The following is a 25,474-nucleotide window of genomic DNA, read 5'->3' as shown; positions in this document are numbered from 1 at the left end:
AAACAGACATTTGGCAGGCCAAAGAGACAATTATTGACTTGAGGTGGCAAAAGCCCAATCAGGAAAAGATTTGTCTCTTACCTGTTTGACAATTTGCAACTATGCTATGGAAAGAAAGCGCTATCAGGCATCAGGCTTTCCAAGGGGCATCTGGAACTACAAACTTTTAGGAGGGTTAACATGAAAAGATCATTTCGCAAACAAGTCAGCTGGGCAGTAGCACCTGTCTTATCCATCAGCTTATTGGCTGGCTGCACCAGCGGCGCTCCTGCTGCGACAGGAACAGGTACGAGTACAAATACGGCAAAGGACAGTAAACCTGCCGCAGCCGAACCGGTAAAAATTCAATTTCTTGTACCATCATTTGCCGAGGTTCCGAATATGGCCGACCACTATTGGACGGAGTTCCAAAAAAGATCAAACAGCAAGCTCGATATCGAGTGGATTCCATCCGGTGACTATGACACCAAATTTGACCTGGTGCTGGCTTCCGGCAATCTTCCCGAGGTTATTGTGTCCCAATCGGCGACCCGCCCAACTTTGCTGAATGCGATCAATCAAGGCGCATTTTGGGATTTGACGTCTCTGCTCGGCGATTTTAGCCAATACCCGAACCTCAAGAAAAATGCCGATCCGAACGTTTGGAATTACATGAAGGTGAATGGCAAAATATACGGCGTAGCCCGTAACCGTCCGAATATCGACCCCGGTATCAAGATGCGTAAGGACTGGCTGGACAAATTAAATCTGCCGATTCCACAAACTTTGGATGAATATTCGGCTGCACTGAAAAAAATTGTTGAAAGTGATCTGGATGGCAACGGCAAGAAGGATACAATCGGTATTCTCGGACATGGCTTCCTTCTCGCGGATGGAGACTCCTCTTATTTAGCTGCTTTCGGCGGTCTGGACCCGATTTTTGACAAGGACGGCGGTCTGATTAAGGAAGTTTTGACTCCTAATTATACGCAAATGGTCGACTGGTTCCGCAAGCAATATGCAGACGGGATCTTGGCCAAGGAATTTTCCACGATCAAGAAAACGCAGGCTGAGGAAATGTTTGCGACCGGACGTGCGGCTTCCTATACCCGTAACATCTGGCGCGATTTTTCGTGGGAGCAGGACATCAAGAAAGTCCAGCCGGAGGCGAATGTTATCACCTTGCCGCCAATGAAAGGGCCGGGCGGAGTGAGCGTCGCATTGGTGCCGCCGCTATTCGGAGCTTTCTATATCTCGAAGAAGGTTCCTGAAGCTAAGGTGAAGCAAATTCTGGAGTACTTCAACACGACTACGACTAAAGAATTCACCGATTTCAACTATTTCGGTATCGAGGGTGTGCATCACAAGTTGGTTGACGGGCAGCCCCAGCTTACCGATCAGGGTGTGAAGGAAGTCACAACGAATGCGAATCAGCCGTTCCCTATGGCATTCAACAACATTATGAAGGTGTTCAATGCTTCTGCTCCTAAAGCTTACAATGACGCCAAAATCAAGGATACCGAAGTCTTTGCCAAGGTAGGTAAAATGAACTTATTCAACGTTGTGTACTCGGATACGTGGACAACAACATGGCCGAAGTATGAAAAAGAGTGGCAGTCGATGGTTATCAAAGCGATCGTTGGACAAATTTCGATGGATGAATACAAGAGTTATGTAGACAAATTGAATACGAATGCGGATATTAAAAAATCGTATCAAGAGTTTGCCGCCAAATACAAAGAGTTTTTTGGAAAATAATTAACGGCAGCAAGCAATTGGGATTTTTGCTAGACGATGCAGGAACGGGACATAGCTAGGGTAGTGCATTCCCGAAGTGTGAACCGTTCCTTTTACGTTCTTGGGAAGCTGATAACGATGTGTTGCGCGATTGTGAATTTCTCCCAAATATATGCAGGAGGGGAACCATGACAGGAATAAGCAAGCTGCCTCAATTGCCTTACGGCGCCGTTTATTTCCGCAAATCCAACCCGCCAAGGGAAGATTGGGAACGTGATTATGCGGTAGCCCAGGAGGACGGGATGAATATTAACCGTCACTGGTTTATGTGGGGAGCCATCGAAGTAGAGAAGGGCGTATACGACTGGGAAGATTATGATCGGCATATGGATCTGGCTGCCCAGCATGGAATCAAGACAATTATCGCAGAGATGATTATATCGGTTCCGGAATGGGCCGCCTATGAATATAAACATGCTGCCTATGTGAAGGCGGACGGTACCCCGCTCCGCACACAAATGGGCGTTAGCAGCTCAAGCGGCGGCTTCGGCGAAGGCTCGCAGGGCGTGCTTTCCCTGGATTGTCCCGAAGTTAGGGAGCTGGCAGGCAAATTTCTGACTGCGCTGGCACTTCGTTATAAGGATCATCCTGCGATGGCGGGCTATGACGTATGGAACGAATGCAATTATTCACCACAGGTGTGTCATAGTTCTTATACTAAGGCGAAATTTCACTTGTGGCTGCAAAATAAATACGGAAGCCTGCAGGTGCTGAACAAGGCGTGGCACCGGTACAGCTATTCGGCATGGGAGCAGGTAGGGACGCCCCGGCAGCTGGGGCCGTATCCGGAATGCATCGATTGGCTGCATTTTACCAAGCACAATTTCTATGAGCATATGCAGTGGCGGGTCGATCTGATCCGCAGCGTGGACGATAAGAATCTGATCACCGCTCATGGGATAGCGGGGAGCATTAACGTTATGGCGTCTATGGGGGCCGACGATTGGCTCGCTGCCTCCAAGGTTGATTTGTACGGCTTCACCTGGGTCGCCTCGCGTAAGGGCAATGAGCCGTGGAAGCAATGGCATGCTGTCGATCTGACACGCGCAGCCTCGCGCGGTAAAACCTTCTGGCATGCCGAGACGCAGGGCGGTCCATTGTGGCTTCAGCCGCAGGTTATCGGACGGGCGAAGGATGACGGACGGGTCACCGAGCCGGAGGATATTCGCATCTGGCAGATGATTACACTGGCTGGCGGTGCGCGAGGCGTGCTTTTTCCACGCTGGCGCCCCTTGCTGGATGGCCCTTTGTTTGGCGCGTTTGGCCCTTATGCGATGGACGGCTCACGAACGCCGCGTTCCGATATGGCCAGCACAATAGCCAAGTGGGCTAATGCCCGTGAGCAACGTGAACTGCTCGAATCCACTCCCGTACAGGGGGAAATCGGCATTCTGGTAGTACCTGATACGCAGGTGTTTGATTATTTATTAAACCGTGAAGGCAAGAACGCTTTTTATGAGCAGGCGATGTGGGGAGCATATCAGGGATTTTTTGATTTGGGGATTCAAGCAGATTGGGTGCACATCGAGGATATTGCCAATTACCGTGTGCTCTACTGGCCTTATCCCGTGATGATTGGGAGTCATGAAGCGGAGGCGCTGCAGCAGTGGGTGGCTGATGGCGGTACGCTGATCAGTGAAGGATGTCCAGCCTACTTTGGAGATCGTGGCAAGGTTGGGACACTGCAGCCTAACCATGGACTGGATCAGGTATTTGGCGTCGTGGAGGACAACGTGGAATTTATGCCCGATATCTCTGATGCCGTTTCTTTTGAACTTGGCGGCGTTCAGGTGCGAGGCAGTATTTACAATCAATCGTACAGGTCAGCCGGAGGTCAGGTGATCGGACAATATTCGGACGGCTCTGTTGCTGTTGTCGAGCATGTTTATCGCAAAGGGAAAACGATGCTTGTCGGCACTTTTCCATCAGCAGCCTACTATCATACGCACGATGAGGGCAATTTGCAGTACTTTTCCAAGGTCCTGGATTGGGCCGGGATACAGCCTCATGTAACACGATCCAATGCGAAGCTGCAGGTACGATTGTCGCGGGGAACCGACGGTTCGTTGTATATCTGGGTTGTAAACCCACATAGGGAAGCGCAAAATGTCGAGCTTGAGCTATCCGAAGCCTGGGGAGCCTGGAACGCGGAACATGTGTATTGGGGAGACACAGAGTGGTCACAGCAGGGCATGGGATTGCAGCTGACGATACCCGGACGCGATGCATGGGTTGCCCGTGTAACAGCAGTGGATAAAGCTTGACAAGAGTTTCCAAGGAAATGGAAATTGGCTTAAGGAGGATTCATATGAAAATTAAAAGCATCGAAACCTTTAGCACAAGAAATATCAGTATCGTAAGGGTGAAAACCGATGATGGCTTCGAAGGTTATGGTCAACTGGCGACATACCACGCCAATATATCAGCAATGGTGCTGCACCAGCAGGTAGCTCCCTACGCGTTGGGGGCTGATGCCGAACGGATTGCCGATTTGGTTGACAAGGTTGTGGAAGGAGAGCACAAATTTCCCGGGTCTTATGTCTGCAGGGCTGTTGGCGGTTTGGACACGGCTTTATGGGATCTGCACGGCAAGCGCGCCGGTCTTAGCGTCTGCGAGCTGCTGGGCGGGACGCCGCGTGCTATCGGTGTATACGGCTCCAGCATGCGACGCAACATTTCACCCGCCGACGAAGCGGAGCGGCTGCAAAGGCTTCAAGCGGAGCAGGGCTTTCGTGCTTTTAAAATAAGAATTGGCAACAATTTTGGACGCGATATCGATGTATACCCGGGCAGAACGGAGCAGGTGGTAGCCGCCGTACGCAAGGCTATCGGTGATGATACGTCATTGTATGTCGATGCGAACAGCGGGTTCACGCCTCGCCGTGCCATTGAGGTCGGAAGGATGCTGGAGCAGCAGGGGGTATGCCATTATGAGGAGCCTTGCCCTTATCCAGAGCTGGAATGGACGAAGCAGGTGACCGATGCTTTGGATGTAGCAGTGACGGGTGGGGAACAGGACACGGATATGGCTCATTGGAAAAGAATGATTTCGATGCATGCGGTCGATATCGTCCAACCGGATATTTGCTACATAGGTGGCTTAAGCAGGGCATTGGAAGTAGCCAAGCTGGCCCAGTACGCGGGAATGACCTGCACACCGCATGCCGCTAATCACTCGATGGTGACGGTGTTCACGATGCACATGGTTGCTGCGATTCCGAATGCAGGTACCTTTATGGAATATTCGATTGAGTCGGACTCATGGACAGAATCTCTATTCACTTCAAAGCTGCAGGTATCCAATGGACAGGTGCAGGTACCGGATGGTCCGGGATGGGGCGTTACGATTAACCCAGAATGGCTGGAGAAGGCTGATTACCAGATTTCACAAATCTAAAAATTTGATCATAAAGGAGATTCTTGACTAATGACGCAAATAAACGGAGTATCCGTAACGATAGCATGTGACGCATCCGATTCCTTGACAACCCATGATTCAGTAAGCTGGGCGATTACCCAGTTGCAAACGGTATTAACCCGTCAGGGCTTACAGGTGAGCCATGTAGGCTATACAAGCCTGAAATCAACCGTCAGTGCTGCTGCACAACTGTCGGCTTCCAATGCCGAGGTCATACCAGAAAGCATTCATATTCAGGTATCGGGAGCAGATTCAGCCGTGTCCAAGCAGCTGCTAAGAGCACACAGTATCGAAGTTCCGGAAGCTGTAGAAGCCTTTAGTATCATTAATAATCAAACAGCCGAAGGAAATATCATTACGGTGATTGGCGCGGACGCGAATGGTCTCGTCTATGGCCTGCTTGAGCTGGCTGACCGTGCTGCTTATAGCGAAGAGCCGGTAGCCGCACTTCAAGCTGTCGAAACCTATTCCGATAAGCCTCATAACAAGGTGAGAAGCATTAACCGTTTATTCGTAAGTGAGGTTGAGGATAAGCCATGGTTCTATGATCTGACGTTCTGGGACGAATATTTGACCGAGCTGGCTGGACAGCGCTTTAACCGGCTTCATCTGGCATTAGGTATGGGCTACGATTACGGGCATAATCCGAATGTAACAGACAATTACTTTTGTTTTGCTTATCCATATTTGCTGGATGTGCCAGGCTACGAGGTTCGTGCAGCAGAGCTGGCTGATGGAGAAATGGAGCGTAATCTGGAGACGCTGCAGTATATCGGCAGGGAAGCCAAGCGACGTGGGATCCATTTTCAGCTGGGGATCTGGACACATGCCTTTGTGCAGGAGGATAGTCCAAACTCTGATTACACCATTACAGGTATCGACGAATCCAACCATGCCGCTTATTGCCGTGATGCGCTGAAGCTGCTGCTGGAAACGTGCCCGGAAATCGACGGTGTGACGATTCGTACCCATTACGAGGGAGGCATTCCTGAACCGGCCCATCTGTTCTGGGAGGTCGTAATGAGCGGCGTTAAGGCTTGCGGACGACCTGTCGAAATCGATATGCACACCAAAGGTGTAGATGATCAGATGCTGCAGCTTTTCCTAGATACCGGTATGCCGGTGGTGCTGTCTCCGAAGTTTTGGGCGGAGCATATGGGCTTGCCTTATCATCAGGCGGGTATTCGTCCCTGGGAGCTTCCGGTGGCGAGCACGGATCGTCCTGACCTGATGTCCATTACGGCAACCTATCGTAGATTTACCCGCTATGGCTATGGCGACTATTTAAAAGAAGGCCGTCAATACGGTGTGCTCCACCGCATATGGCCGGGCACACAAAGAGTGCTGCTGTGGGCCGACCCGGCGATGGCAGCCGGCTACAGCCGTCGCGGCAGCTTCTGCGGAAGCATTGGTGTCGAGCTGTGCGAGCCGCTTGCCTTCAAAGGACGTAAGGGCAGCGGCAAGGAAGGCGGGCGTGAGCCTTATCTGGACAGCACCCTTCAGTTAGATGGACAGGAATGGAAAAAATATTTGTATTATTACCGTCTGTGGGGACGCTTGCTGTACAACCCGGATACGGAGCCAGAGGTGTGGCAGCGATACCTTCGCCAGCAGTTTCACTCAGCAGCAGCTGATTGCGAACAGGCGCTAGCTTATGCCGGACGTATCCTGCCGCTAATAACGACTGCACATCTGCCTTCAGCAGCTAACAACGTCTATTGGCCTGAAATCTATACGGACCAGACGATTGTCAGCACAGGGGAACCGTCGCCCTATGACTTTGATACACCCGCACCGAAAACCTTTGGTTCGGTAAGTCCATTGGACTCGGCTTTATTTTACCGGGTCGATGACTTTGTTGACGATTGCCTGCGCAATCAACGCAGCGGCAAGATGACACCACTCGAGGTTGCGGACCGATTGTCCGATATGTCCGAATCGGCAGAGAAACATCTTAGCGCTGCGCAATCGCTGGTGGGGGATTCGACGGAAGCCTCATATCGCAGGTTGGCAATCGATGTGGCTGCACAAGCGGGACTCGGGCATTTCTTTGCACACAAGCTGCGTGCAGCGGTTGCCTACTCCTGGCACGAACGGACGGGCAGCATCGAACGTCTGGAGGAAGCACTGAACAGCTATCGGTCAGCGAAGGCGGCCTGGGAGCAGATAATCGAGAGAACGAAGGATGTTTATCAGCCTGATCAGGTATACGGACACGTACAGATCATGCGTGGCAGCTGGGCGGACCGTCTGGAAGGCATCGATGCAAATATCGCCGTGATGGAGCAGGTGCACGCGAAGCTGCTCAGCGGTGTTGAAGCAGCGGCAGATACAGAAACGGGAACAGACACAGCGGCATCAGCAGCTCCGTCCGCGGAAGCGTTCATCCCGCAAGCCGCATCGATTCAGGAATTTATCCCCGCAGCGGTGACCGTAGGTCATTACCCAGACGCGCTAGCTTATGCGGATATTTTCCCCGCAGCCGTGGTTGATTCAGCTAAGATGCGTCCAGCCTGCGAGCACGTGTCCCCCGTGCATTATCACAAGGGTGCTCCGGTGGAGCTGCGTGTCAAACTTTTGGGGCCTGCAGAGGGTGTGAAGGTGAACCTATTGTACCGTCATGTCAATCAAGAGGAAGCTTATGAGACTGTGGTTATGTCTGAGAAGGATGGTTTGCTTACAGCTACGATTCCGGCTGCATATACCGATTCCGTGTACCCGTTAGTTTATTATTTTGAGCTTCAAGATGATCAGAGTCACGCTTGGCTTGTACCCGGGTTTGACGTTGACTTATCCAACCAACCGTATTATGAGCTTACGCAGCTGGCCTAAGCAGGTATCAGCATGAGCTATTGCCGTTTGATATTCCCCAGATGAAGAGAGGTGTTGCATATGCAGGAGCCTAATGCATTGGCCAACATGAAACTTACAAAAAGACGGCAGGTAACCGGATTCTGGCCACGGCTCGGAATTCGGATGCTGCAATACAAATATATGTATTTGCTTGCACTGCCGGGTGTCCTGTATTTTATTTTATTCAAATTTGTGCCGATGTGGGGTTTGCTGATTGCCTTCAAGGATTATAATCCGTTCAGCGGATTTTGGGGCAGCCCGTGGGTTGGAGGCAAGCATTTTGAATCGCTGTTCTCAGATAACAATTTTTATATCATGCTGCGTAACACGTTTTCGATTAACCTGATCGGACTGGTGTTCATGTTCCCGCTGCCGATCCTCCTGGCGCTTATGCTGAATGAGGTTAGACACGAAGCCTTCAAGCGGTTTAATCAGTCGATCGTATATTTGCCCCACTTCCTGTCCTGGGTTGTGGTGGCAAGTATGACCTTCTTTACTTTGTCTACCGATGTAGGGATTGTGAACAAACTGATTACCGGATCAGGTCGCGAAAGTGTGGCCTTTCTAACGAACCCGAACTATTTTTGGGGGATGATCACCGCACAAAATATGTGGAAGGAAGCAGGCTGGGGTACGATCATATTCCTCGCAGCCATGGCCGGCGTCGATCCGCAGCGGTATGAAGCAGCTGTCGTTGACGGTGCCTCACGCTGGCGTCAAATCTGGCATGTGACCCTGCCGGCGATTCGTCCGACCATTATCATTTTGCTGATTTTAAGACTGGGTCATATGGTGGATATCGGCTTTGAGCAGGTGCTGCTTATGCAAAATCCATTGGTGCTGTCCGTTTCCGAGGTATTCGATACGTATGCATATACACACGGGATTTTGAAAGGACAGATCAGTGCGGGCGTAACGGTAGGCATGTTCAAGGGCTTCGTCGGTCTTGTGCTTGTCATGGTATCCAATTATGTTGTCAAAAAACTCGGCCACGAAGGCATTTATTGAGGGGAGGGTACCTGCTATGAGCTTTGTTGCCAGTAAAAAGCTGACGTCATTCGATTGGGTGAACTATACCCTGCTCGGAATCATCTCGGCCGTGTGCGTGTTTCCGTTTCTGTATGTGTTCAGTGTTTCCTTTACAGATCCGAAGGTGTATGTACCGCTGCAATTTTATGTATTTCCGGAAAAATGGTCACTGATCTCTTATAAATACATTTTGTCGACCAACAGCTTTCTGAACTCGTTAAAAAGTACAACGTTTATAACCGTGGTCGGGACGGTACTTAATGTCGTGGTATCGTTCTCGCTTGCATACGCGTTAACCAAAAAAGGCATGCCCGGACGCGGAATCATGCTGAGCGCCGTCATTTTTACACTGGTTTTTAATGCGGGGATCGTACCCAGCTACATTTTGATTAAGGAATTGGGACTGCTCAATTCGTACTGGTCATTGATCTGGTCGGGCTTAACCAGTGCATGGAGTCTGATTGTAATCAAAAGCTTTCTCGAATCCCTACCCTCCGAGCTCGAGGACTCGGCCAGAATCGACGGCTGCACGGATTTGGGGGTATTTTTAAGGATTGTCATTCCACTTTCGATGCCAGCGATTGCCGCGTTTACGCTGTTCTTTGCAGTCGCCCACTGGAACACTTACTTTAATGCATTGATTTATATTTCCGATTCAAAAAAATGGACGCTCCAGGTACTCGTCAAAACACTGGTGATCGATTCCGATTCCAATGGGGTCGGTCAGGCGGGAGCTGGCGGCGATGACAGGACGCTGCCGCAGGAAACGATTCGAATGGCTGCGATTATGCTGTCGATGGCGCCAATTCTGGTCATCTATCCTTTTTTGCAAAAGCATTTTGCCAAAGGGGTCATGCTCGGTTCGGTTAAGGGGTAACAAATCAGGAAGCTCGATCTACATCGGGCTTCTTCAGCATGGAAGGACAGGCTGATATTGAAGTTAGTGCAGATTTTCAGTACAGCACATTTAAGCGATGCCAATAGGATGCGAAGGAGATGTTGATGGATGAAGCAAGGAAAAGACGACAAGTTAACGGTAAATGTGGTTCGTGACACATCGGATGTATTAGCGGTGAGCGAACCGGTGAACTGGGCAGTTGACCGGTTGGCAAACGTGCTGGAGCAGCAAGGCATAGAGCTTACGGAAACAGCCCTGGATGGTCAGGGCCAGATAACCCGAACCACCACCGCAGACACGCTTCGAATAACGATTGCAGGAAATTCCGAAGGCTCGGCCGCTGCCGAATCGTTCCTGATCCGTCAAGAGGCTGCCGAAGCCGAAGGCTCAACAAGCTTGCTGCACATTACTGGTGCTGATGAACGCGGCTTGGTCTATGCAATATTGGAGTTGGCCGACCGTGTCCGCTGCAGTGAAGCGGCTCTTGCGGATCTGATCGAAATCGATTCCTACTCAGGTGAGCCTGCCAACGAGATTCGCAGCATCAGCCGATCCTTTTGCAGTGAAATTGAAGATAAGTCGTGGTTTTATGATCAGGCCTTCTGGTTGGAATATTTGACGGAGCTGGCTACCCATCGCTTCAACCGATTTCACCTTACACTCGGGATTTCGTATGATTATGGTCATGATCCGAATGTGCAAGATAATTATTTCGGCTTCGTCTACCCGTATTTCCTGGATGTACCGGGCTATCAGGTTCGTGTTCGGGACATGACGCAGGAGGAAGTGTCACGGAATCTGGAGACGCTGCAGTTTATTAGTCGGGAGGCGAAGCGTCGCGGGATTCATTTCCAACTGGGGTTGTGGAACCATGCGTATCAAATGGCCGACAGCCCAAATGAGCTGCACATCATTGACGGCGTGGACGAGTCCAATCATGCTGTCTACTGCCGCGACGGATTGCGGCTTCTGCTGGAGTGCTGCCCGGATATCGATGGCGTCACACTACGCACGCATTACGAGGGAGGTATTCCTGAGCCATCCCACGTATTCTGGAAAGAGGTCATGAAGGGCTTGACCGCGTGTGGACGCACGATCGAAATCGATATGCATCCCAAAGGTGTTGACGAGCAAATGCTGGAGGTTGCCTTGGGTACGGGGATGCCGGTGATCGTTTCCCCCAAATTCTGGGCTGAGCATATGGGATTGCCTTATCACCAAGCGGCTATACGTACGAAGGAGCTTCCCGTCGCGACGACGGATCGCGCGGATCTGATGCTGATTACCAACACCTATCGCAGATTTACCAGATACGGCTATGCGGATTATTTGAATGATAATCGCAGAACCGGTGTGCTTCATCGCATTTGGCCTGGCACACAGCGGGTGCTGCTGTGGGGAGATCCGGCGATGGCTGCAGGATATGGACGAAGCAGCAGCTTTTGTGGAAGCCTGGGTGTGGAGCTATGCGAGCCGATGTCGTTCAAGGCCCGCAAGACAAGCGGGACTCCTGGGGGCCGGGAGCTTTATAAGGAAGAAGCCTTACAGCTGCCGGGGGAGGAATGGAAGAAGTTTGTGTATACGTATCGTGTGTGGGGCAGGCTCATCTATAATCCCGAAGCTGATTCTGCTGAATGGATGAGATATTTGCGCCATGAATTCAGGAAGGCAGCACCGGATATGGAGCAGGCGCTTGCCCATGCCAGCCGCATTCTGCTGTTGTTCACAACAGCGCATTTGCCCTCTGCATCCAACAATTATTACTGGCCGGAAATGTACAATAATCTGGGAATCATGGATACAGCCAAGCTGTCCGAGAGTGCCTTCGATACACCTGAACCGCATACGTTCGGAGCGGTTAGTCCATTGGATACAGCTATTTTTTATGGAATTAACGAATTTGTTGACGATTATTTGCAGAACAGACTCCAAGGCAAGTACACGCCGCTTGCGGTTGCAGTTTGGCTGGAGGAGTTGGCAGAGACGGCAGAACGGCACCTGGCTGCTGCTGATTCACTCGTTGGCGACCAGACAATAGACAATTATCGGCGTTGGTCCGTAGACATTGCTGCTCTAGCCGGACTTGGTCATTTCTTTGCACAGAAGCTGCGAGCAGGCGTATCCTATGCGCTGTTCGAGCAAACAGGTAATGTGCAGCAGCTGCGTGAGGCATTGGGCAGCTACCGCTCCGCCAAAACCGATTGGCAGCACATCATCAACGTGACCCAAGACGTTTATCGCGATGATATTACATTCGGTTATAAAGCCCATATGAAAGGGCACTGGGCTAATCGTATGTCGGGTATTGAAGAGGATATTGCCGATATGGAGCAGGTATATGCCCAAGCAGCAGCTGCTGATAGCCGTGATCCGTTGTCTAACGAGTCGGCAGCAGCTGTAAGCTTCCCGGATACTTCAGCAGTGCCGCTTCGACCAACTCTTCACCATGAGCCTCCGCAAGCTACTCCTAAGGGTGAAGCAGTGGAGCTGCGCGCGATGCTTGCCGATAAATCAGCAGGACTGCAGATCAGCCTGCTGTACAGACATGTTAACCAGGCGGAGGCCTACGTAACCGTACCCATGCAGATTGAGAACGGTGTTTATAAAGCTGTCATTCCCGGGAGCTATACGGATTCTCCTTATCCCATTCTCTATTATTTCGAGCTGCGCAATGAGCAAGGAGAGGTATGGTTGGAGCCAGGTCTGGATGCCGACTTATCCAATCAGCCTTACTATGTGCTTCACTGACAAGGTTAAGGGAATCTGTTCGTATACGGGTGCAGTCCTATCCACCGAATGAGTCGCGGAACGCCTTGGACAATACGACAAGGTCAACCTTCCATAGCTCTGCGATCTCTGGAGCCACTTGCTCTTCCCACCAATCGGAGAGCACTCTTCGGTTGCTGCCGTTTGCCACAATCCATGGCAAATTCAAAATTACTTTTTTAAAATAGAGTTCGTCAGCCTGCTTCACCAGCTCGGGTGTAATATACTGCCCGAGCTTTTTGCGTGTTCTAAACATCTCGCGACTACAGGAACGTCTTATTTTTCGTGCGGTGGGATAGTCCTGATCATGTTTGACATTATTATTCAACGGCTTCACCATGAGGCTTCGCTCCTTCCTGTATTAGATTATGCGGAGGAGGTCCCAAGCGAAACTGTGTCTGGCATAAAACTGCGGTGCAGCATACAAGCTGGTTCGATGGCCCGTAAGTATGTTAGAATAAAAAAGATGATTAGGCGGAGTTATTCCGGAGTAGAGAGGAAGAGGCTGGAAGAGGATGCTAAAAGAATTGATTCATAGCGCTTTAGTGTTTATTGAGGGTCTGGGTGTATGGGGGATTTTACTCGGATTGATGCTTGAGGTGATTCCAAGCGAGCTTGTACTGTCCTTTGGTGGATATCTGGTTTCACAAGGAAGGGTATCGTTCTTCTGGGCCATCGTATTTGGAACGATCGGTTGTGTCCTTCAACAGGTTATTCTGTATTGGATCGGGCGGTATGGGGGCAGACCCTTTGTTGAGAAATACGGCAAATATCTGCTGCTTAAACCGCATTTCATTGACATGGCAGAAAAATGGTTCAACAAATATGGAGCGGGGATGGTGTTCACTGCCAGATTTATCCCGGTTGTACGTCAGGCTATCTCCATTCCCGCAGGTATGGCGCGGATGCCTATGCTGCAATTTCTTTTGTACACGATGCTTGGAACGATTCCATGGGCCATTTTATTCGTTTATCTAGGTCGTACACTGGGCTCGAACTGGGAGCAAATCAATGAGATTGCAGCTCCGTATATGAGACCTTTGATCATCTCGGGTATTATTCTAATTCTTTTGTATATTATTTTTAAAGTATTAACCCGGAATCGTAAACGCAGCGTCTAAAATAGCGAATACAGCCATTATACGAAATACAGCGAACTGCATTTAAGCCTCGTTCTTATTAGAACGGGGTTTTTGTTATGTCAACTTATCCAAATCGTTGCGACCTGATCGGATTATAGCTGCGAGTTTTAGTTTAATAGTGCTAATAGGTGATATACAACATCGGGCGTATTGCGAGAGTGGATAAGCGTGTAGATAAGCATACATAAGACTGAATACGAGTAACCATTATGGAGGTATTTACGATGACATGTACATTTTTCACAAGGCTGCAGGCCTATGTTCCCGATCTTCCGCATAGACTGAATGGACCGGCTGCCCCGGAAGCTATCGACCATTTGGAAGCGGTAACGGGTTATCACTTTCCAGAAGCATTCAAGCAATTTTATGCTATTCATGATGGCGATAAGGGTCTGGGTGGGATTTATATGGGACTTGAAGGCTTGTCAATAGACAATATGCGGATCCATTGGAACCACAATCGACTCTATAGCAGCAATCTGCAGCCCGATGTGATTTCATATGAATCCAACAAAATCAAAGAGGTGTCCTTTCATCCGGATTGGTTTCCGATTGCGCATGACGGTGGAGGTAACTATCTGGGCATGGACTTTTCACCCGGACCTGAAGGCACTTACGGGCAGTTGATTAATTATGGTCGTGACGAACAACAGCTGTATGTTATTAGTGAGAGCTTTGAGAGCTTTCTGGGCTATATTCTGTGTCAATACGAGAAGGGCAGATGCACAGTGCAGAGGGATGAATTTGTAGGTGATACGTATATTGCCTGGGGCAACAGCGGGCACTTTTTTGATGATTTGCCTGAGGCTTTAGATGCCCCTGCTCTAGTAGTGGAAATCAGAGCTAAGTCTGAGAAAAAAACTGTCGTTATAGAGTATGCGGGTGTGGCGATATCGCAAAACCTGTGCTGACGGTTGTCACTTCATGTCATTTGTCGGTCGTTTTTTGATTATTCAGGATGCTCTCAAAAGAAGAGTTTGTTTTCGCAGTGGTTTCTCGTTAAAATAAAAAGGATAGCAGCCCATAAGGAGGTTTTAGGAACCATGAGTACAAACCTGGAAAGTAAGCTTCGCACAGGCTTGAAGCCGCAACAATTTATTGATGGTATGACGAAGAATCAAGAAAAATTTGTGGAGTGGTACGAAGCTTTTACATGGGAAAACGAGGACGATAAGGAATTTTTCGAATCCTTGAACAATCGTGATGACCTACGCTGCCTCGCATTGATCGCTGATTGGTGCGGTGATGTGGTACGTAACGTGCCAGTCGTGTTCCGCGCATTGGAAATTTCCGGTGTACCGACTGAGGTATTGATCAAGGAAGAGCATCCGGATGTGATGGCGCAGTTTTTGACAGGTGGCGGGGAAGCCGTTCCGATTATTATTTTCACCGATTTCAGCGGTCATGTACTTGGGCATTGGGGACCTCGTCCGGCGCATGTACAATCAATTATGACGCAGTTCAAAAAGGAAAATCCGGATCGTAATGCTGCGGATTATAATGAGAAAATTCAGGTGGCGCGCCAGGAAATGGGTCGTCAGTACGGAGAAGGCACCGGTTATCAAACCGTTATCGTCAAAGACCTGCGCGACCTGCTTTCCTCGTTTTAAGGCGGGCGTTATATGAGCATTGAAGGTTTGAAGATTGAGGCGTTTTCGCTCGGGCCAATTGGGACAAATGCCTACCTGCTTTCAAGACCCAATGAAGGCAAGGCGATAATTATCGATCCCGGCATGAATCCGAAGCCGCTTCTGAAACGGATTGGCGACTTGCAGATTGAAGCCATTTTACTTACGCATGCCCATTTTGACCATATCGGCGGTGTCGATGAGATTCGCAAGCTGAAGGGCAGCCCCGTCTATCTGCATGATGCAGAGGCAGACTGGCTGACGAATCCGAAGTTGAATGGCTCTACGAAATACCCCGAGCTTGGCGGACCGATCCAGACGGATCCAGCCGAATTTGCTTTGGATCAAGGACAGGTACTGAAACTGATCGGTCTGGAGATCAAGGTACTGCATACGCCTGGGCATTCTCCGGGCAGTGTCAGCTTTCTGATCGGCTCTGAATCCGAGGGCTGGTATTTGTTCGGTGGCGATGTGCTGTTCCGCTTGTCGGTTGGGCGTACCGATCTGCCAGGAGGCCGATCGGAGGAGCTGCTCGATTCGATACATGGCAAGCTGTTCAAGCTGCCGGATGAGACCGTGGTATATCCAGGTCACGGTGTAAAGACAACTATTGGTTACGAGCGGGACAATAACCCGCACGTGTAGCACTAGTCGATGGTATAAGCTCTTTCGTTATCGCTTGTATGAGCGGTAATGAAGGAGCTTTTATTTTCCTAATTAAACCAAGACCTAGACTGAAAGCCGAACAAATGAGGGAAATATAAAGGGACTGCCGCTTGGCAGTCCCCTGGTTTCATCAGCTAACCCATCATTTTGGTTAAAGCTCAATTTCTGCAATTTTCATAATATCAGCCAAATCGTCATGAGTTGGCTCCAGCTTATCCGCAGCTTCATCGACTTTGGCTGTGGCTGTCTTCTTGAAGCTGTCCAACGCAGCCGGGTCTACACTTACAGCTGCCGATTCCTCAACCAGCCGTTTGAAATAAATTAATTCCAAGAAATAGTCCAAATCCACAACAATGCCGCGGGCCTGTTTATTGTCTGTATTTTGAATCGTATAGATGTCATTATTTTGCTTGTTTGCATAAGAATCCAATATCTCGGAAAGCTTCTCTGTCCGTGATACCTCGGAAACGTTAATCACGTTCTTCAGAATGGGATCCAGCAAATCCAGTGGAACACCAGTCGGTTTTTCCATTACACAACACTCCTCACCTTTACTTAAACGCTTACATAGCTCATAAGTTCTGTATGCGTCAATGTATCCTGAATACGGGATTCTTCTATTATGCCACTTCCGAAGCAGTCCTTCAAGCGTGCTATTCAGGTTATACGGGTGAGATTGTTGGAAATTACTTATAGCGAACGAGAATATCTATCGGATATCTTCCCGCATTGCGTCCATATAGACATAAGCCGCCGGAACCATCAGGCAGATCCGCTGGTACCTCCAGTTTAAGCGTGAACGAGCCCTTGGCGATAATCTCGGGCATGAGCCGACTCGGAATCTGGATGTGCTGCAGGTAGCCGTAGGAGCCAGCTTCATCGAGCTTGCGGTCATCAGTCTGATAATGCCACGATAGCACACCACGACTGTCAGCCGGATCATCGGGAAGCTGCAATTGCTCGATCTGGATGTTGTCGACGTAAACATTAACCGTGCTTGGTTGCTTGACGGCATCGGTCATATAATAGGAATTGGCGTTCATACCGGGATCCGCCTTCTTGCCGTGCATATATGAAATATCGATGGAAGGGTCATCGATCAGCTTTTGGTCCTTGTCTAACAGTTGCTTGGCACCGGCTTCAACATACAGATCAAGATCTCCAAATGGATGATCGACCGTCAGGCTGGAAATATCGATTTCGTATTCAAAATAACCGCCGTTCGTGCCGCTGCCGTTCACTTTGTTATGCTGAAGTGCCTGCCAGGCATAATCCCACTGCTGCTTCGAGAAGCTTGACGGCTCGACCTGAAGCCATTGACCTTCCAGCTCGAACAGTCCCTGAGCCGTCTGGCTGCGAACATCGAAGGTAATAAAATTACGCGCAACCGAATGGCTTGAGGCACGTGTTGGATCCTTGAGCTCCACGACGAGTACAGCTACTGCATCGTTTTCCGGCATGTACAGCTCAAGCGGATTCAGAACTGTTGTGCCATATTTGCTCCAGCTAATGGCTTCAGTACCTTGGGCTGCTACCTTTTTTTCCCCGAGATGATCGTACCACAGCTTCCATGATAGCTGCATGTCTTGACCCTGGTACGTATCAGCGAAGCAGGATACAGCCAGCGGAATACTAACCTGCTGACCGCTAATAACGGTCGTGCACGGTGGTGCATCGATGACGATAAAGTCGGGCTGGTGGAGATCACGCAAGCTCATGCCTTCACAAAATCCGCCGTAACCGAAATCTTTATCAGTATCATCGATTCGGTAATAACCGTTGAATTCATTCGTTACATCCTTGAACTCGGTGAATATGAAGCCGCATATATTTTCGTGCCTACGGAATTCATTCAACATATATCGATAATGCCAACCGAGGTCGCTGTCGCCAGCGCTGCCTTCAATGCCCCACACGGCTCCGCATTCACTGTTCATGAGCGGCGCATCCGATTGCTGATGTCCGTCAATATAATTCCAGGTAGAGCCAGGATAAGTGCTGTGGGCGGCCTCTTCAACATGGTCACGCAGCAATTGGTAGCCATTAAGGTAGAAGTGCCAAGTATTCAAATCACTTTTCACATGATCGTTACGGCATGGAGAGTTATCCTCGATCAATCGTGAGGGGTCGATAACTTTGGCCCACTCATACACCTGCTTGACCCATTCCTGTGTTTCAGGTAGATAGATGGAAGTGACTTTACCTGTGTCCTCTTTGGATTTGTGTAGCAATCCCCAGCTTTCATTAAAAACGACCCAGGAAATGATCGAAGGGTGGTTCCAGTCCCGTTGGATTGTTTCGAGCGCTTCCGGCAGATAAGCATTTTTGGCTTGTTCGTCGGGAGTTCCCCAGAAGCAAGGCATATCCTCCATAACAAGCATACCGAGTTTGTCCGCCCAGTACAGCTTGCGTGGCTCCTCAGGCTTAATATGAATACGCACGAAATTCAAGCCGAGACGCTTCAAACGATAAATTTCATCACGCATCATATCATCGGTCGGATAGGTGAAGAAGCCCGTTGGATGGAACGATTGATCCAGAGTCCCGTTCAGAAATACCGGTTTGTCGTTAAGCGTGATCCAGCGAGACTTTAAGCCTTCAGGCAGCACAGTACCTATCGTACGAATACCGAAGTAGGTTTGCACACAGTCAGTTCCGCCAGTCTGATCAGTATCATTGGTCTCTAGTTTAATCGTACCTTCATACAAATGAGGCTCATTGGGACTCCAAAGTCGAGGCTGCTCCACTTGAAAAACGGTTTCAAAAGCTTGTTCCCCTGGCTGAAGCTGCAACCTCAACGAGTGGGACACTGTACCCCCGTCAAAGTCAAAGCTCAGTATGGCTTCTTGCGCAGCGGCAGCCTGAACAACACCCTTCACGGTAACCGTACCGTCCAGCTCAGTAAGGAATTGAACACGGTCTACATATTGCTCCGGTCTTGCTTCGATCCACACCGTCTGCCATAACCCGCGGATTTCTCCGTAGCCTTGTTTGCCTCTGGTTTGGTAAGCTTCGTCCTGGTCTTCAACACGAATGACGATCACGTTCTCTTGATCTGATTTCCAGGCGCTGCTCACTTCCAACTCGAAGGTTCCATAGCCCCCGCGATGGCTGCCTACCAGAGTCTGATTCACCCATACCTGACACTCATAATCAACAGCACCGAACCGAAGAAACAAGCGGGAGCCCTTGGCTTCAGGTGTCCAACTGACGGTACGCCGGTACCAAGCGACTCCTTGTACATTCTCGCCAATACCGGACAACGGGGAGGCCCAAGAAAAAGGCACTGTTATCGTTCTGTTCAAAGCTCCGGTAGACCCATCATGCCAATGTCCTGTTAACCCCTGATTATCGTTGTCAAAACCGAAGTCCCATTCCCCATTCAAATTAAGCCAATCGGTTCGCTGCCAATCTGGTCTTGGATATTCGGGTCTGATGAGTACCTCTTTTGTAAGTGTTGTCACATGTACACAACCTTTCATTGATTATTTGATATACAGAATATACAATGTATATTATATAAACGCAATAAAAATATTTAAATTACGCAATGTACATTATGAATTTACAATGTTGAGTGAAAGAGGATGGATGAATATGGCTGAAGAACAAATCGATACGGTAAGACGTATACCTGCGAATCAAATACAGGAGGTAGCCAAGGCGCTGTCAGGGGATTTGCGGCTGCGTATTTTGGAAGCATTGGGCGAGCGGCCAAAAAGTATTTCGCAGCTGGTTGAGGAGTTGGGTGTCGCCCAGCCCACCGTTTCCATTAATGTGCAAAATCTGGAGCAGGCTGGTCTCATTAGCTCGTCAACAAGTGGCGGTAGCCGTGAGAAGATATGCTCCCGTGTTCTGGATGCGCTCCTGTTCGAGCTGCCGCGGCGACCGGGCGAAGGCTTGCAGCAAATTGAAGAGATTTCGATGCCAATCGGTCTTTACACAGATTGTGTCATTCAGCCGCCCTGTGGGCTACATGGTATGGAAGGTGCCATCGGTTGTCCGGATGATCCGCGTGCATTCTATATGCCGGAGCGGACCAAGGCCAATTTGCTCTGGTTTAGTGAGGCGGGACATGTAGAATATGTATTTTCCAATCCGCTCCCTGGCGGTGTGCCGCTGCATAAGCTGCTGATCAGCGCTGAGCTCTGCTCGGAGGCAGCCGGCTACAATCAGGAATGGCCGTCGGATATTACGCTGAGCATCAACGGTAAGCAGATTGGCACCTGGACCTGCGAAGGGGATTATGGCGACAGGAAGGGGAAGCTATCACAGAACCTCCAGTTCGGCTGCACGCAGTATGGCATGCTGACCGAGTGGAGCGTTTCAGAGACGGAGAGCTGTATTAACGGAATCAAGTGCTCGGACATGACGCTTGCCGAGCTTGATCTTCATTACAACCGACCGATCAAGGTAAGGCTGGAGGTTCGTGCGGACGCTGAAAATTGCCGCGGATTGAACCTGTTTGGAGCCGGTTTCGGCGATCATCCTCAGGAGTTGAAGCTGCGGTTTGTCCGAGGTGAATGTTAACACGTATAGACAGTTGTCCGATTAAGGGCAGCCGTCTATTTTTATTCATATAGGTGAATACCGTGTTTCCCATAGGTAAATCTCCATAGACTGATGGTGTGTTCACTAGTAACGCGCCCTACACATTATGGAGGTGTCCCCGAATGGAAAGATATCCAATGTCAATGTCCAACGCACAAATGCCCAACATGCAAATGCCCAACATGCAAATGCCTTATGTATCACCTGCATCCATGAATCCGATGCCGTCCATGCCTGCCAATCAAGCAGCTCCGGTCACGGTGCATGCCAGTTTTGAAGAAATTAACATCTATGAACCCAAAAAGCATCACCATCATCATCATGCCCATTGCAAGCCAGCTGGAGGAATGTCTTTCGGTGCTATTCTGGTTCTGTATATCCTGCTCGTTATTATTCTTCGTGGCTTTCGCAGATAAATCAGGTAGTGGCCATTTTGAATTTTTGAGGCAGCAATCCAGAGCTGACTCGGCTGCCATTAGCTGACGTGCTGATGTCAATGGCCCTATTAGAAAGGCCCCTTATTCAACACACGCTTTATACAAAGGGGCCTTTCGATGGAGTTTAGGCAGCAGTTTACATCGTTATCCCACATACATAATGCAGGAAATCACCCTGATCGCAGCTTTGTACGCTTCCTGCCGAGTGACAAGCGAACCTGCAGAGCTAACCGGTTATGGCGATGTCTCTGCCTTGCAATCAACGTGCGACAGCTCCTATAATATTGTATACAAATTGCTGCCTGTGTTACGAACTGATAGGAGGAGAAGATAAGATGAATGAAACCATCAAGCTTTTGACAAGCCATCAATCCATTCGCAAATTTACGAATCAACCAGTTACGCAGGAGCAACTGGAGACAATCGTTACCGCTGCGCAATGGGCTTCAAGCTCTAGCCATGTACAAGCCTACAGTATCATTCATGTGACAGATGAAGCGATGCGCGGGCAGATCTCTGAGTGGACAGGCAATCAGCTGCATGTGCTGAACAGTCCGGTTTTCCTCGTATGGTGCGCTGACCTGCACCGCTTGCGTACAGCCTATGAGATTAATGAGAATGCGGATAAGGCTTATTTGGGTAGTGCAGAAAATTGGATTGTCGCCACTGTCGATGTGGCCTTGGCAGCCCAAAATGCCGCTATTGCAGCCGAGTCCCTAGGTCTGGGCATCGTGTATATAGGAGGCATTCGTAATCATATTGAAGACGTCTCCAAGCTTCTCCGACTTCCCAAATATACAAGTCCGATTTTTGGCATGTGTATAGGCTACCCGGATCAAGACCCAGGTCAAAAGCCGCGTCTGCCGCTGCAAGCCATCCTCCATCACAATACGTATCAGACAGACGACATGTTGGAGCAGATACTGAAATACGATCAAACGATGAAGGATTATATCAGCAAACGAACCAATGGTAAGCGAAGCGGAACCTGGTCCGAGGATATGAAAAATAAGCTGAAGACGCCGACGCGAATGCAGATTAAAGCTTATTTGGAAGCACAGGGATTGGATGTGCAATAGAAGTATAAAGTACGAATAGGGGAACGGTGGGGTGAATGAGCTCTACCGTTTTTCTGCGTTCATACCCAATATAAGCTGATTTGAAACGAAATTGGGCGAAATTTAGCCGTTTTTTATTTTTGGGAAATTGTGATCTGTTTGTAGGAGAAGCCCGTTGTAGTAAGTGTAAAGAAACAAGCGACACTAGCTACCAACAAAATATAGAAAAGAGGAACTCCTATGAAAATGAAAAAATTGCTGGTACCTGTACTTAGCTTATCGATGTTGGTTCCTGTTATCCCGATGACCGCTTACGCAGAAACAGTGCCTACGACAATGATGGCCACTGTGAATACACCTGCAGCGGATTTGAGAGCAGCCTTGGATAACCTCTTGTCCGAACACTTCGTATTAGCGGTTACGGCGATGACAAAAGCTTATGATGGCTCACCGGATGCCGCAGCGGCTTATAAAGCTCTGGATCAAAATGCTCTGGATATGCAGCCTGCGATTGCTTCGCTATATGGTGATGCTGGTGGTATCGAATTTGAACGGATCTTTCGTGCTCACAATAAATATACGGACGATGTAGTCAAAGGACTGAAGGCGAATGACCCTACAGCCGTGAAAAAAGCTCAGGATCAAATTCAAGGCTTTGTCGTTGAATTTGCCAAATTCCTCGCTACCGCAACCGACGGCAAGCTTCCCGAGCAAGCAGCGGCTGATGTGATTCGCTCTCATGAAAAGCATGTTCAGGATACGTTCGACAGCTATGTAAAAGGAGACTATTCCGGAGCTTATGATACATTCCGTGTTGGCTTCAACGAAATGTTTGCGATCAGTAAAGCGCTGGCAACTGCCATTACTACACAAATGCCGGAAAAATTCGCGAACAGCAAAGCGGATACACCGGCAGCCGATCTGAGATCCGCACTGAACAGTCTCGCCTCCGAGCATTTTGCCTTGTCAGCACTGGAAATGCCTAAGCAATATGAGGGTTCGAAGGACTACAGTGCCCTTATTCGTGCAGAGGCTGGCAATACCGTAGACTTTAAGGCGGCAGTCACCTCGATCTATGGTGTGGACGGTGGGATTGCGTTCGAGAAAATATGGGTAGGTGACCATATTAATGCCCAAAGTGACATCGTGATTGCAACTAAAAACGGCGATACCGCAGCTCTGATGGCAGCCAAGCAGCGCATTAGTAAATTCGTAACCGAGTTCGGTGCCTTTCTGGGAACGGCAACTGGCGAGAATTTGCCAACGAAGGGTGCGCAGGAAGCATTGCGCGCGCATGAGGATCAGGTACAGCTAACATTTGATCAATATGTAGCCCGAAATTATGACGCTTCTTATGCAACGTTTCGCGAAGGCTACAAATTTATGTTTGGTGTTGGGCAAGCTTTGGGCGGTGCGATTGTTACCCAAAACAATGCCAAATTTCAGATGCCTATGACCACAACTCCAGCTCCAACACCAACAGAGCCTGTGAATATGACCAAGGTATGGATGAAGCTGAACAGCAACGAGCTGAAAATTAATGATAAAATGATCATGATGGATACCGCTCCATTCATGTCCGGTGACAACACTTATATCCCGCTTCGTTACCTGAGTGAAGGTATCGGTGCTGAAGTTACCTGGAATGATACGACCAAAGAAGTTGGAGTCAAAGCCGGAAGCAGCATGCTGAAATTCTGGATCGGTAAAGACTATATGGAAGTGAATGGCGTTAGACAAAATATCGGGGCACAGGTCTATATCAATAAAGATGGTCGCACGGTTGTTCCACTTCGTTTTATTACGGAGCTGCTGGGCTGGACTGTAACCTGGAATGAAGCAGATAATTCTGTTACCTTAACACAAGCAATGAAGTGATTGTACGTGGATACAGCAATCAATACGCATAAATAAACAACAAAGCCTCGATCATTGTTCAATGGTCGAGGCTTTGTTGTAGTCAAGATGTCGTTAAGAATACTTCTGCAAAGGTGAGCACTCTGTTTCCCCGGAAGTGTCCTTTTTCTCCTCGCAGGCTATACGTTTCTTATGTTCATCTTATATTGGAGCTAGCTTCATTCTGGCATCGGCCCCGTATACACCGATTGTGGACGGAAAATCCGATTGACCTGTGCCTGCTCTAACAGATGGGCAGACCAGCCAACAACTCTGGCTGCCGTGAAGGTGGGAGTAAACAGCTCCGAAGGGAGGGCTATGGCACGCATGATCGATGCGGCAAAAAATTCAACATTGGTATACAAACGCCGTCCCGGTTTATATTCTTCTAGCAGGGCTATCGCCGTTTTTTCAACATGGATGGCAAGATCAAACCATGGATCATTGCTGGAGAGAGCTTCGGTTACGTGGCGAAGTGCCTCTGCTCGTGGGTCTCTGGTTTTGTAAATGCGATGACCGAAGCCCATCAGCCTGTCACCCCGTTCCAATGCCTGACGGATCCAGGCTTCTGCATGCTCTTTATTACCTATTGCATCCAGCATGGCAATCACCTCGGTAGGTGCTCCGCCATGAAGCGGTCCCTTCATAGCTCCAACAGCCGCACTTACAGCAGAGGCCATATCCGATTGCGTGGATAGTACGACCCGTGCAGCGAAGGTAGAGGCATTCATCCCATGCTCCATGCCCAATATTAGATAAGCGTTTAGCGCCTTTATGTGAGCTGGTTCAGGCTGCTTGCCAGTCAGCATATATAAATAATTCGCGGTATGACTAAGCTGGTTGTCAGGTTCAATGGGTGCCAGACCCAGCTGGGATCGATAGCTATACGCAATAATTGTAGGAACAACAGCAGTTAAACTAATAGCCTGTTCAAGAGTTGGGGGCCAGCTGAATTCTCCTGAAAGCAGGGCTATTGCGGTTTGAAGCACGCTCATAATTGGCATTTCCCGGGGAATATTGTCGAGTAGTCTGCGGACGGTCAAGGGTAGCTCTCTGCTGCTCGCAAGGCGTGCTGTAAACTGCTGTTTTTCTGAGGCATCCGGGAGTTTTCCCACCCATAATAAATGTGCAATTTCCTCATATTCGTAATGAACTGCCAACTCCTTAGCCCAATATCCGCGATAGATCAAGTGACCATTTTCTCCATCCACATGACCAATATCTGTTTCCGCTGCAACGATTCCATCCAAACCTGTTACTTTTGCCATTCATGTTCACGTCCTCTCAAGATTTATCTTCATTATAAAGCAGTTATTTCATAAATGGAATTTATATGTTTTTATATAACATATAAAT

General features: G+C 49.2%; 19 protein-coding genes. 15 read left to right on the top strand and 4 right to left on the bottom strand.

The genetic code is table 11. The features are described from left to right. The first annotated feature begins 180 nt into the window (after nucleotides 1-180). The 7 genes from OB236_RS29220 to OB236_RS29190 all read left to right on the top strand — a co-directional run bounded on the left by OB236_RS29220 (nucleotide 181) and on the right by OB236_RS29190 (nucleotide 12,722). The gene (locus OB236_RS29220) at nucleotides 181-1,737 is read left to right on the top strand and encodes a type 2 periplasmic-binding domain-containing protein (protein WP_262687067.1); all 1,557 of its coding nucleotides are present in this window, start codon (nucleotides 181-183) and stop codon (nucleotides 1,735-1,737) included. A 167-nt stretch (nucleotides 1,738-1,904) separates the two neighbouring features. Then, the gene (locus OB236_RS29215; RefSeq protein WP_262687065.1) at nucleotides 1,905-4,040 is read left to right on the top strand and encodes a beta-galactosidase; all 2,136 of its coding nucleotides are present in this window, start codon (nucleotides 1,905-1,907) and stop codon (nucleotides 4,038-4,040) included. 44 nt (nucleotides 4,041-4,084) lie between these two features. Next, complete coding sequence (locus OB236_RS29210; RefSeq protein ID WP_262687063.1) at nucleotides 4,085-5,173, top strand: mandelate racemase/muconate lactonizing enzyme family protein; 1,089 nt, start codon at nucleotides 4,085-4,087, stop codon at nucleotides 5,171-5,173. Nucleotides 5,174-5,203: 30 nt separating this feature from the next. Further along, nucleotides 5,204-8,026: a hypothetical protein gene (locus tag OB236_RS29205; RefSeq protein WP_262687061.1), complete on the top strand. Its 2,823-nt coding sequence runs from the start codon at nucleotides 5,204-5,206 to the stop codon at nucleotides 8,024-8,026. A gap of 87 nt (nucleotides 8,027-8,113) precedes the next feature. Continuing rightward, entirely contained in the window at nucleotides 8,114-9,055 is a 942-nt protein-coding gene (locus tag OB236_RS29200; protein WP_262687102.1) for an ABC transporter permease, read from the top strand. A 16-nt stretch (nucleotides 9,056-9,071) separates the two neighbouring features. Next, complete coding sequence (locus OB236_RS29195; protein ID WP_262687060.1) at nucleotides 9,072-9,953, top strand: carbohydrate ABC transporter permease; 882 nt, start codon at nucleotides 9,072-9,074, stop codon at nucleotides 9,951-9,953. A gap of 129 nt (nucleotides 9,954-10,082) precedes the next feature. Beyond that, nucleotides 10,083-12,722: a hypothetical protein gene (locus OB236_RS29190; RefSeq protein ID WP_262687059.1), complete on the top strand. Its 2,640-nt coding sequence runs from the start codon at nucleotides 10,083-10,085 to the stop codon at nucleotides 12,720-12,722. A 37-nt stretch (nucleotides 12,723-12,759) separates the two neighbouring features. Here the strand turns inward: OB236_RS29190 and OB236_RS29185 are convergent, their stop codons facing one another. Further along, nucleotides 12,760-13,080, bottom strand: coding sequence for a dehydrogenase (locus OB236_RS29185; protein WP_262687058.1), 321 nt, complete (start codon nucleotides 13,078-13,080; stop codon nucleotides 12,760-12,762). 175 nt (nucleotides 13,081-13,255) lie between these two features. Here OB236_RS29185 and OB236_RS29180 point away from each other — a divergent pair, with 175 nt between their 5' ends. From OB236_RS29180 to OB236_RS29165, 4 genes are all read left to right on the top strand, one after another. Continuing rightward, nucleotides 13,256-13,861 (top strand): DedA family protein, encoded by a 606-nt coding sequence (locus OB236_RS29180; RefSeq protein ID WP_076229855.1) that lies wholly within the window; start codon nucleotides 13,256-13,258, stop codon nucleotides 13,859-13,861. A 245-nt stretch (nucleotides 13,862-14,106) separates the two neighbouring features. After that, nucleotides 14,107-14,793 carry an SMI1/KNR4 family protein gene (locus tag OB236_RS29175; protein WP_262687054.1) on the top strand — a complete coding sequence of 229 codons (687 nt, stop codon included), beginning with the start codon at nucleotides 14,107-14,109 and terminating at the stop codon, nucleotides 14,791-14,793. A gap of 132 nt (nucleotides 14,794-14,925) precedes the next feature. Next, the gene (locus tag OB236_RS29170; RefSeq protein ID WP_262687053.1) at nucleotides 14,926-15,492 is read left to right on the top strand and encodes a thioredoxin family protein; all 567 of its coding nucleotides are present in this window, start codon (nucleotides 14,926-14,928) and stop codon (nucleotides 15,490-15,492) included. Nucleotides 15,493-15,504: 12 nt separating this feature from the next. Further along, a complete protein-coding gene (locus tag OB236_RS29165; RefSeq protein ID WP_262687052.1) occupies nucleotides 15,505-16,155 on the top strand; it encodes an MBL fold metallo-hydrolase in 651 nt (216 codons plus the stop codon). A 172-nt stretch (nucleotides 16,156-16,327) separates the two neighbouring features. On the opposite strand, the gene OB236_RS29160 is transcribed toward OB236_RS29165, so the two are convergent. Both OB236_RS29160 and OB236_RS29155 read right to left on the bottom strand, forming a co-directional pair. Beyond that, nucleotides 16,328-16,708 carry a hypothetical protein gene (locus OB236_RS29160; protein ID WP_076229859.1) on the bottom strand — a complete coding sequence of 127 codons (381 nt, stop codon included), beginning with the start codon at nucleotides 16,706-16,708 and terminating at the stop codon, nucleotides 16,328-16,330. A 154-nt stretch (nucleotides 16,709-16,862) separates the two neighbouring features. Further along, nucleotides 16,863-19,640, bottom strand: a complete 2,778-nt coding sequence (locus OB236_RS29155; RefSeq protein WP_262687051.1) for a glycoside hydrolase family 2 protein — start codon at nucleotides 19,638-19,640, stop codon at nucleotides 16,863-16,865. A 133-nt stretch (nucleotides 19,641-19,773) separates the two neighbouring features. On the opposite strand from OB236_RS29155, the gene OB236_RS29150 reads away from it, so the two are divergent. The 4 genes from OB236_RS29150 to OB236_RS29135 all read left to right on the top strand — a co-directional run bounded on the left by OB236_RS29150 (nucleotide 19,774) and on the right by OB236_RS29135 (nucleotide 24,100). Next, nucleotides 19,774-20,706: an ArsR/SmtB family transcription factor gene (locus OB236_RS29150; protein WP_262687050.1), complete on the top strand. Its 933-nt coding sequence runs from the start codon at nucleotides 19,774-19,776 to the stop codon at nucleotides 20,704-20,706. A gap of 143 nt (nucleotides 20,707-20,849) precedes the next feature. Then, nucleotides 20,850-21,143: a hypothetical protein gene (locus OB236_RS29145; protein ID WP_262687049.1), complete on the top strand. Its 294-nt coding sequence runs from the start codon at nucleotides 20,850-20,852 to the stop codon at nucleotides 21,141-21,143. 356 nt (nucleotides 21,144-21,499) lie between these two features. Continuing rightward, complete coding sequence (gene nfsA, locus OB236_RS29140; RefSeq protein ID WP_262687048.1) at nucleotides 21,500-22,243, top strand: oxygen-insensitive NADPH nitroreductase; 744 nt, start codon at nucleotides 21,500-21,502, stop codon at nucleotides 22,241-22,243. Nucleotides 22,244-22,462: 219 nt separating this feature from the next. Beyond that, nucleotides 22,463-24,100: a copper amine oxidase N-terminal domain-containing protein gene (locus tag OB236_RS29135; protein WP_262687047.1), complete on the top strand. Its 1,638-nt coding sequence runs from the start codon at nucleotides 22,463-22,465 to the stop codon at nucleotides 24,098-24,100. Between the two features lie 197 nt (nucleotides 24,101-24,297). Here the strand turns inward: OB236_RS29135 and OB236_RS29130 are convergent, their stop codons facing one another. Beyond that, complete coding sequence (locus OB236_RS29130; protein ID WP_262687046.1) at nucleotides 24,298-25,386, bottom strand: citrate synthase/methylcitrate synthase; 1,089 nt, start codon at nucleotides 25,384-25,386, stop codon at nucleotides 24,298-24,300. Nucleotides 25,387-25,474: the final 88 nt, after the last annotated feature.

It is taken from the genome of Paenibacillus baimaensis (assembly GCF_025567575.1).
The sequence above is the reverse complement of the archived record's forward strand: the minus strand, read 5'-3'. Positions and strand labels throughout refer to the sequence as shown.

Excerpts from the sequence above, each read along its gene's own strand:
- OB236_RS29195 (WP_262687060.1), top strand. The coding sequence starts at position 9,072 with ATGAGCTTTGTTGCCAGTAAAAAGCTGACGTCATTCGATTGGGTGAAC.
- OB236_RS29205 (WP_262687061.1), top strand. The coding sequence starts at position 5,204 with ATGACGCAAATAAACGGAGTATCCGTAACGATAGCATGTGACGCATCC.
- OB236_RS29130 (WP_262687046.1), bottom strand. The coding sequence starts at position 25,386 with ATGGCAAAAGTAACAGGTTTGGATGGAATCGTTGCAGCGGAAACAGAT.
- OB236_RS29170 (WP_262687053.1), top strand. The coding sequence starts at position 14,926 with ATGAGTACAAACCTGGAAAGTAAGCTTCGCACAGGCTTGAAGCCGCAA.
- OB236_RS29160 (WP_076229859.1), bottom strand. The coding sequence starts at position 16,708 with ATGGAAAAACCGACTGGTGTTCCACTGGATTTGCTGGATCCCATTCTG.
- OB236_RS29180 (WP_076229855.1), top strand. The coding sequence starts at position 13,256 with ATGCTAAAAGAATTGATTCATAGCGCTTTAGTGTTTATTGAGGGTCTG.
- OB236_RS29200 (WP_262687102.1), top strand. The coding sequence starts at position 8,114 with ATGAAACTTACAAAAAGACGGCAGGTAACCGGATTCTGGCCACGGCTC.
- OB236_RS29210 (WP_262687063.1), top strand. The coding sequence starts at position 4,085 with ATGAAAATTAAAAGCATCGAAACCTTTAGCACAAGAAATATCAGTATC.
- OB236_RS29215 (WP_262687065.1), top strand. The coding sequence starts at position 1,905 with ATGACAGGAATAAGCAAGCTGCCTCAATTGCCTTACGGCGCCGTTTAT.
- OB236_RS29165 (WP_262687052.1), top strand. The coding sequence starts at position 15,505 with ATGAGCATTGAAGGTTTGAAGATTGAGGCGTTTTCGCTCGGGCCAATT.
- OB236_RS29190 (WP_262687059.1), top strand. The coding sequence starts at position 10,083 with ATGAAGCAAGGAAAAGACGACAAGTTAACGGTAAATGTGGTTCGTGAC.
- OB236_RS29220 (WP_262687067.1), top strand. The coding sequence starts at position 181 with ATGAAAAGATCATTTCGCAAACAAGTCAGCTGGGCAGTAGCACCTGTC.
- nfsA (WP_262687048.1), top strand. The coding sequence starts at position 21,500 with ATGAATGAAACCATCAAGCTTTTGACAAGCCATCAATCCATTCGCAAA.
- OB236_RS29145 (WP_262687049.1), top strand. The coding sequence starts at position 20,850 with ATGGAAAGATATCCAATGTCAATGTCCAACGCACAAATGCCCAACATG.
- OB236_RS29175 (WP_262687054.1), top strand. The coding sequence starts at position 14,107 with ATGACATGTACATTTTTCACAAGGCTGCAGGCCTATGTTCCCGATCTT.
- OB236_RS29150 (WP_262687050.1), top strand. The coding sequence starts at position 19,774 with ATGGCTGAAGAACAAATCGATACGGTAAGACGTATACCTGCGAATCAA.
- OB236_RS29135 (WP_262687047.1), top strand. The coding sequence starts at position 22,463 with ATGAAAATGAAAAAATTGCTGGTACCTGTACTTAGCTTATCGATGTTG.
- OB236_RS29185 (WP_262687058.1), bottom strand. The coding sequence starts at position 13,080 with ATGGTGAAGCCGTTGAATAATAATGTCAAACATGATCAGGACTATCCC.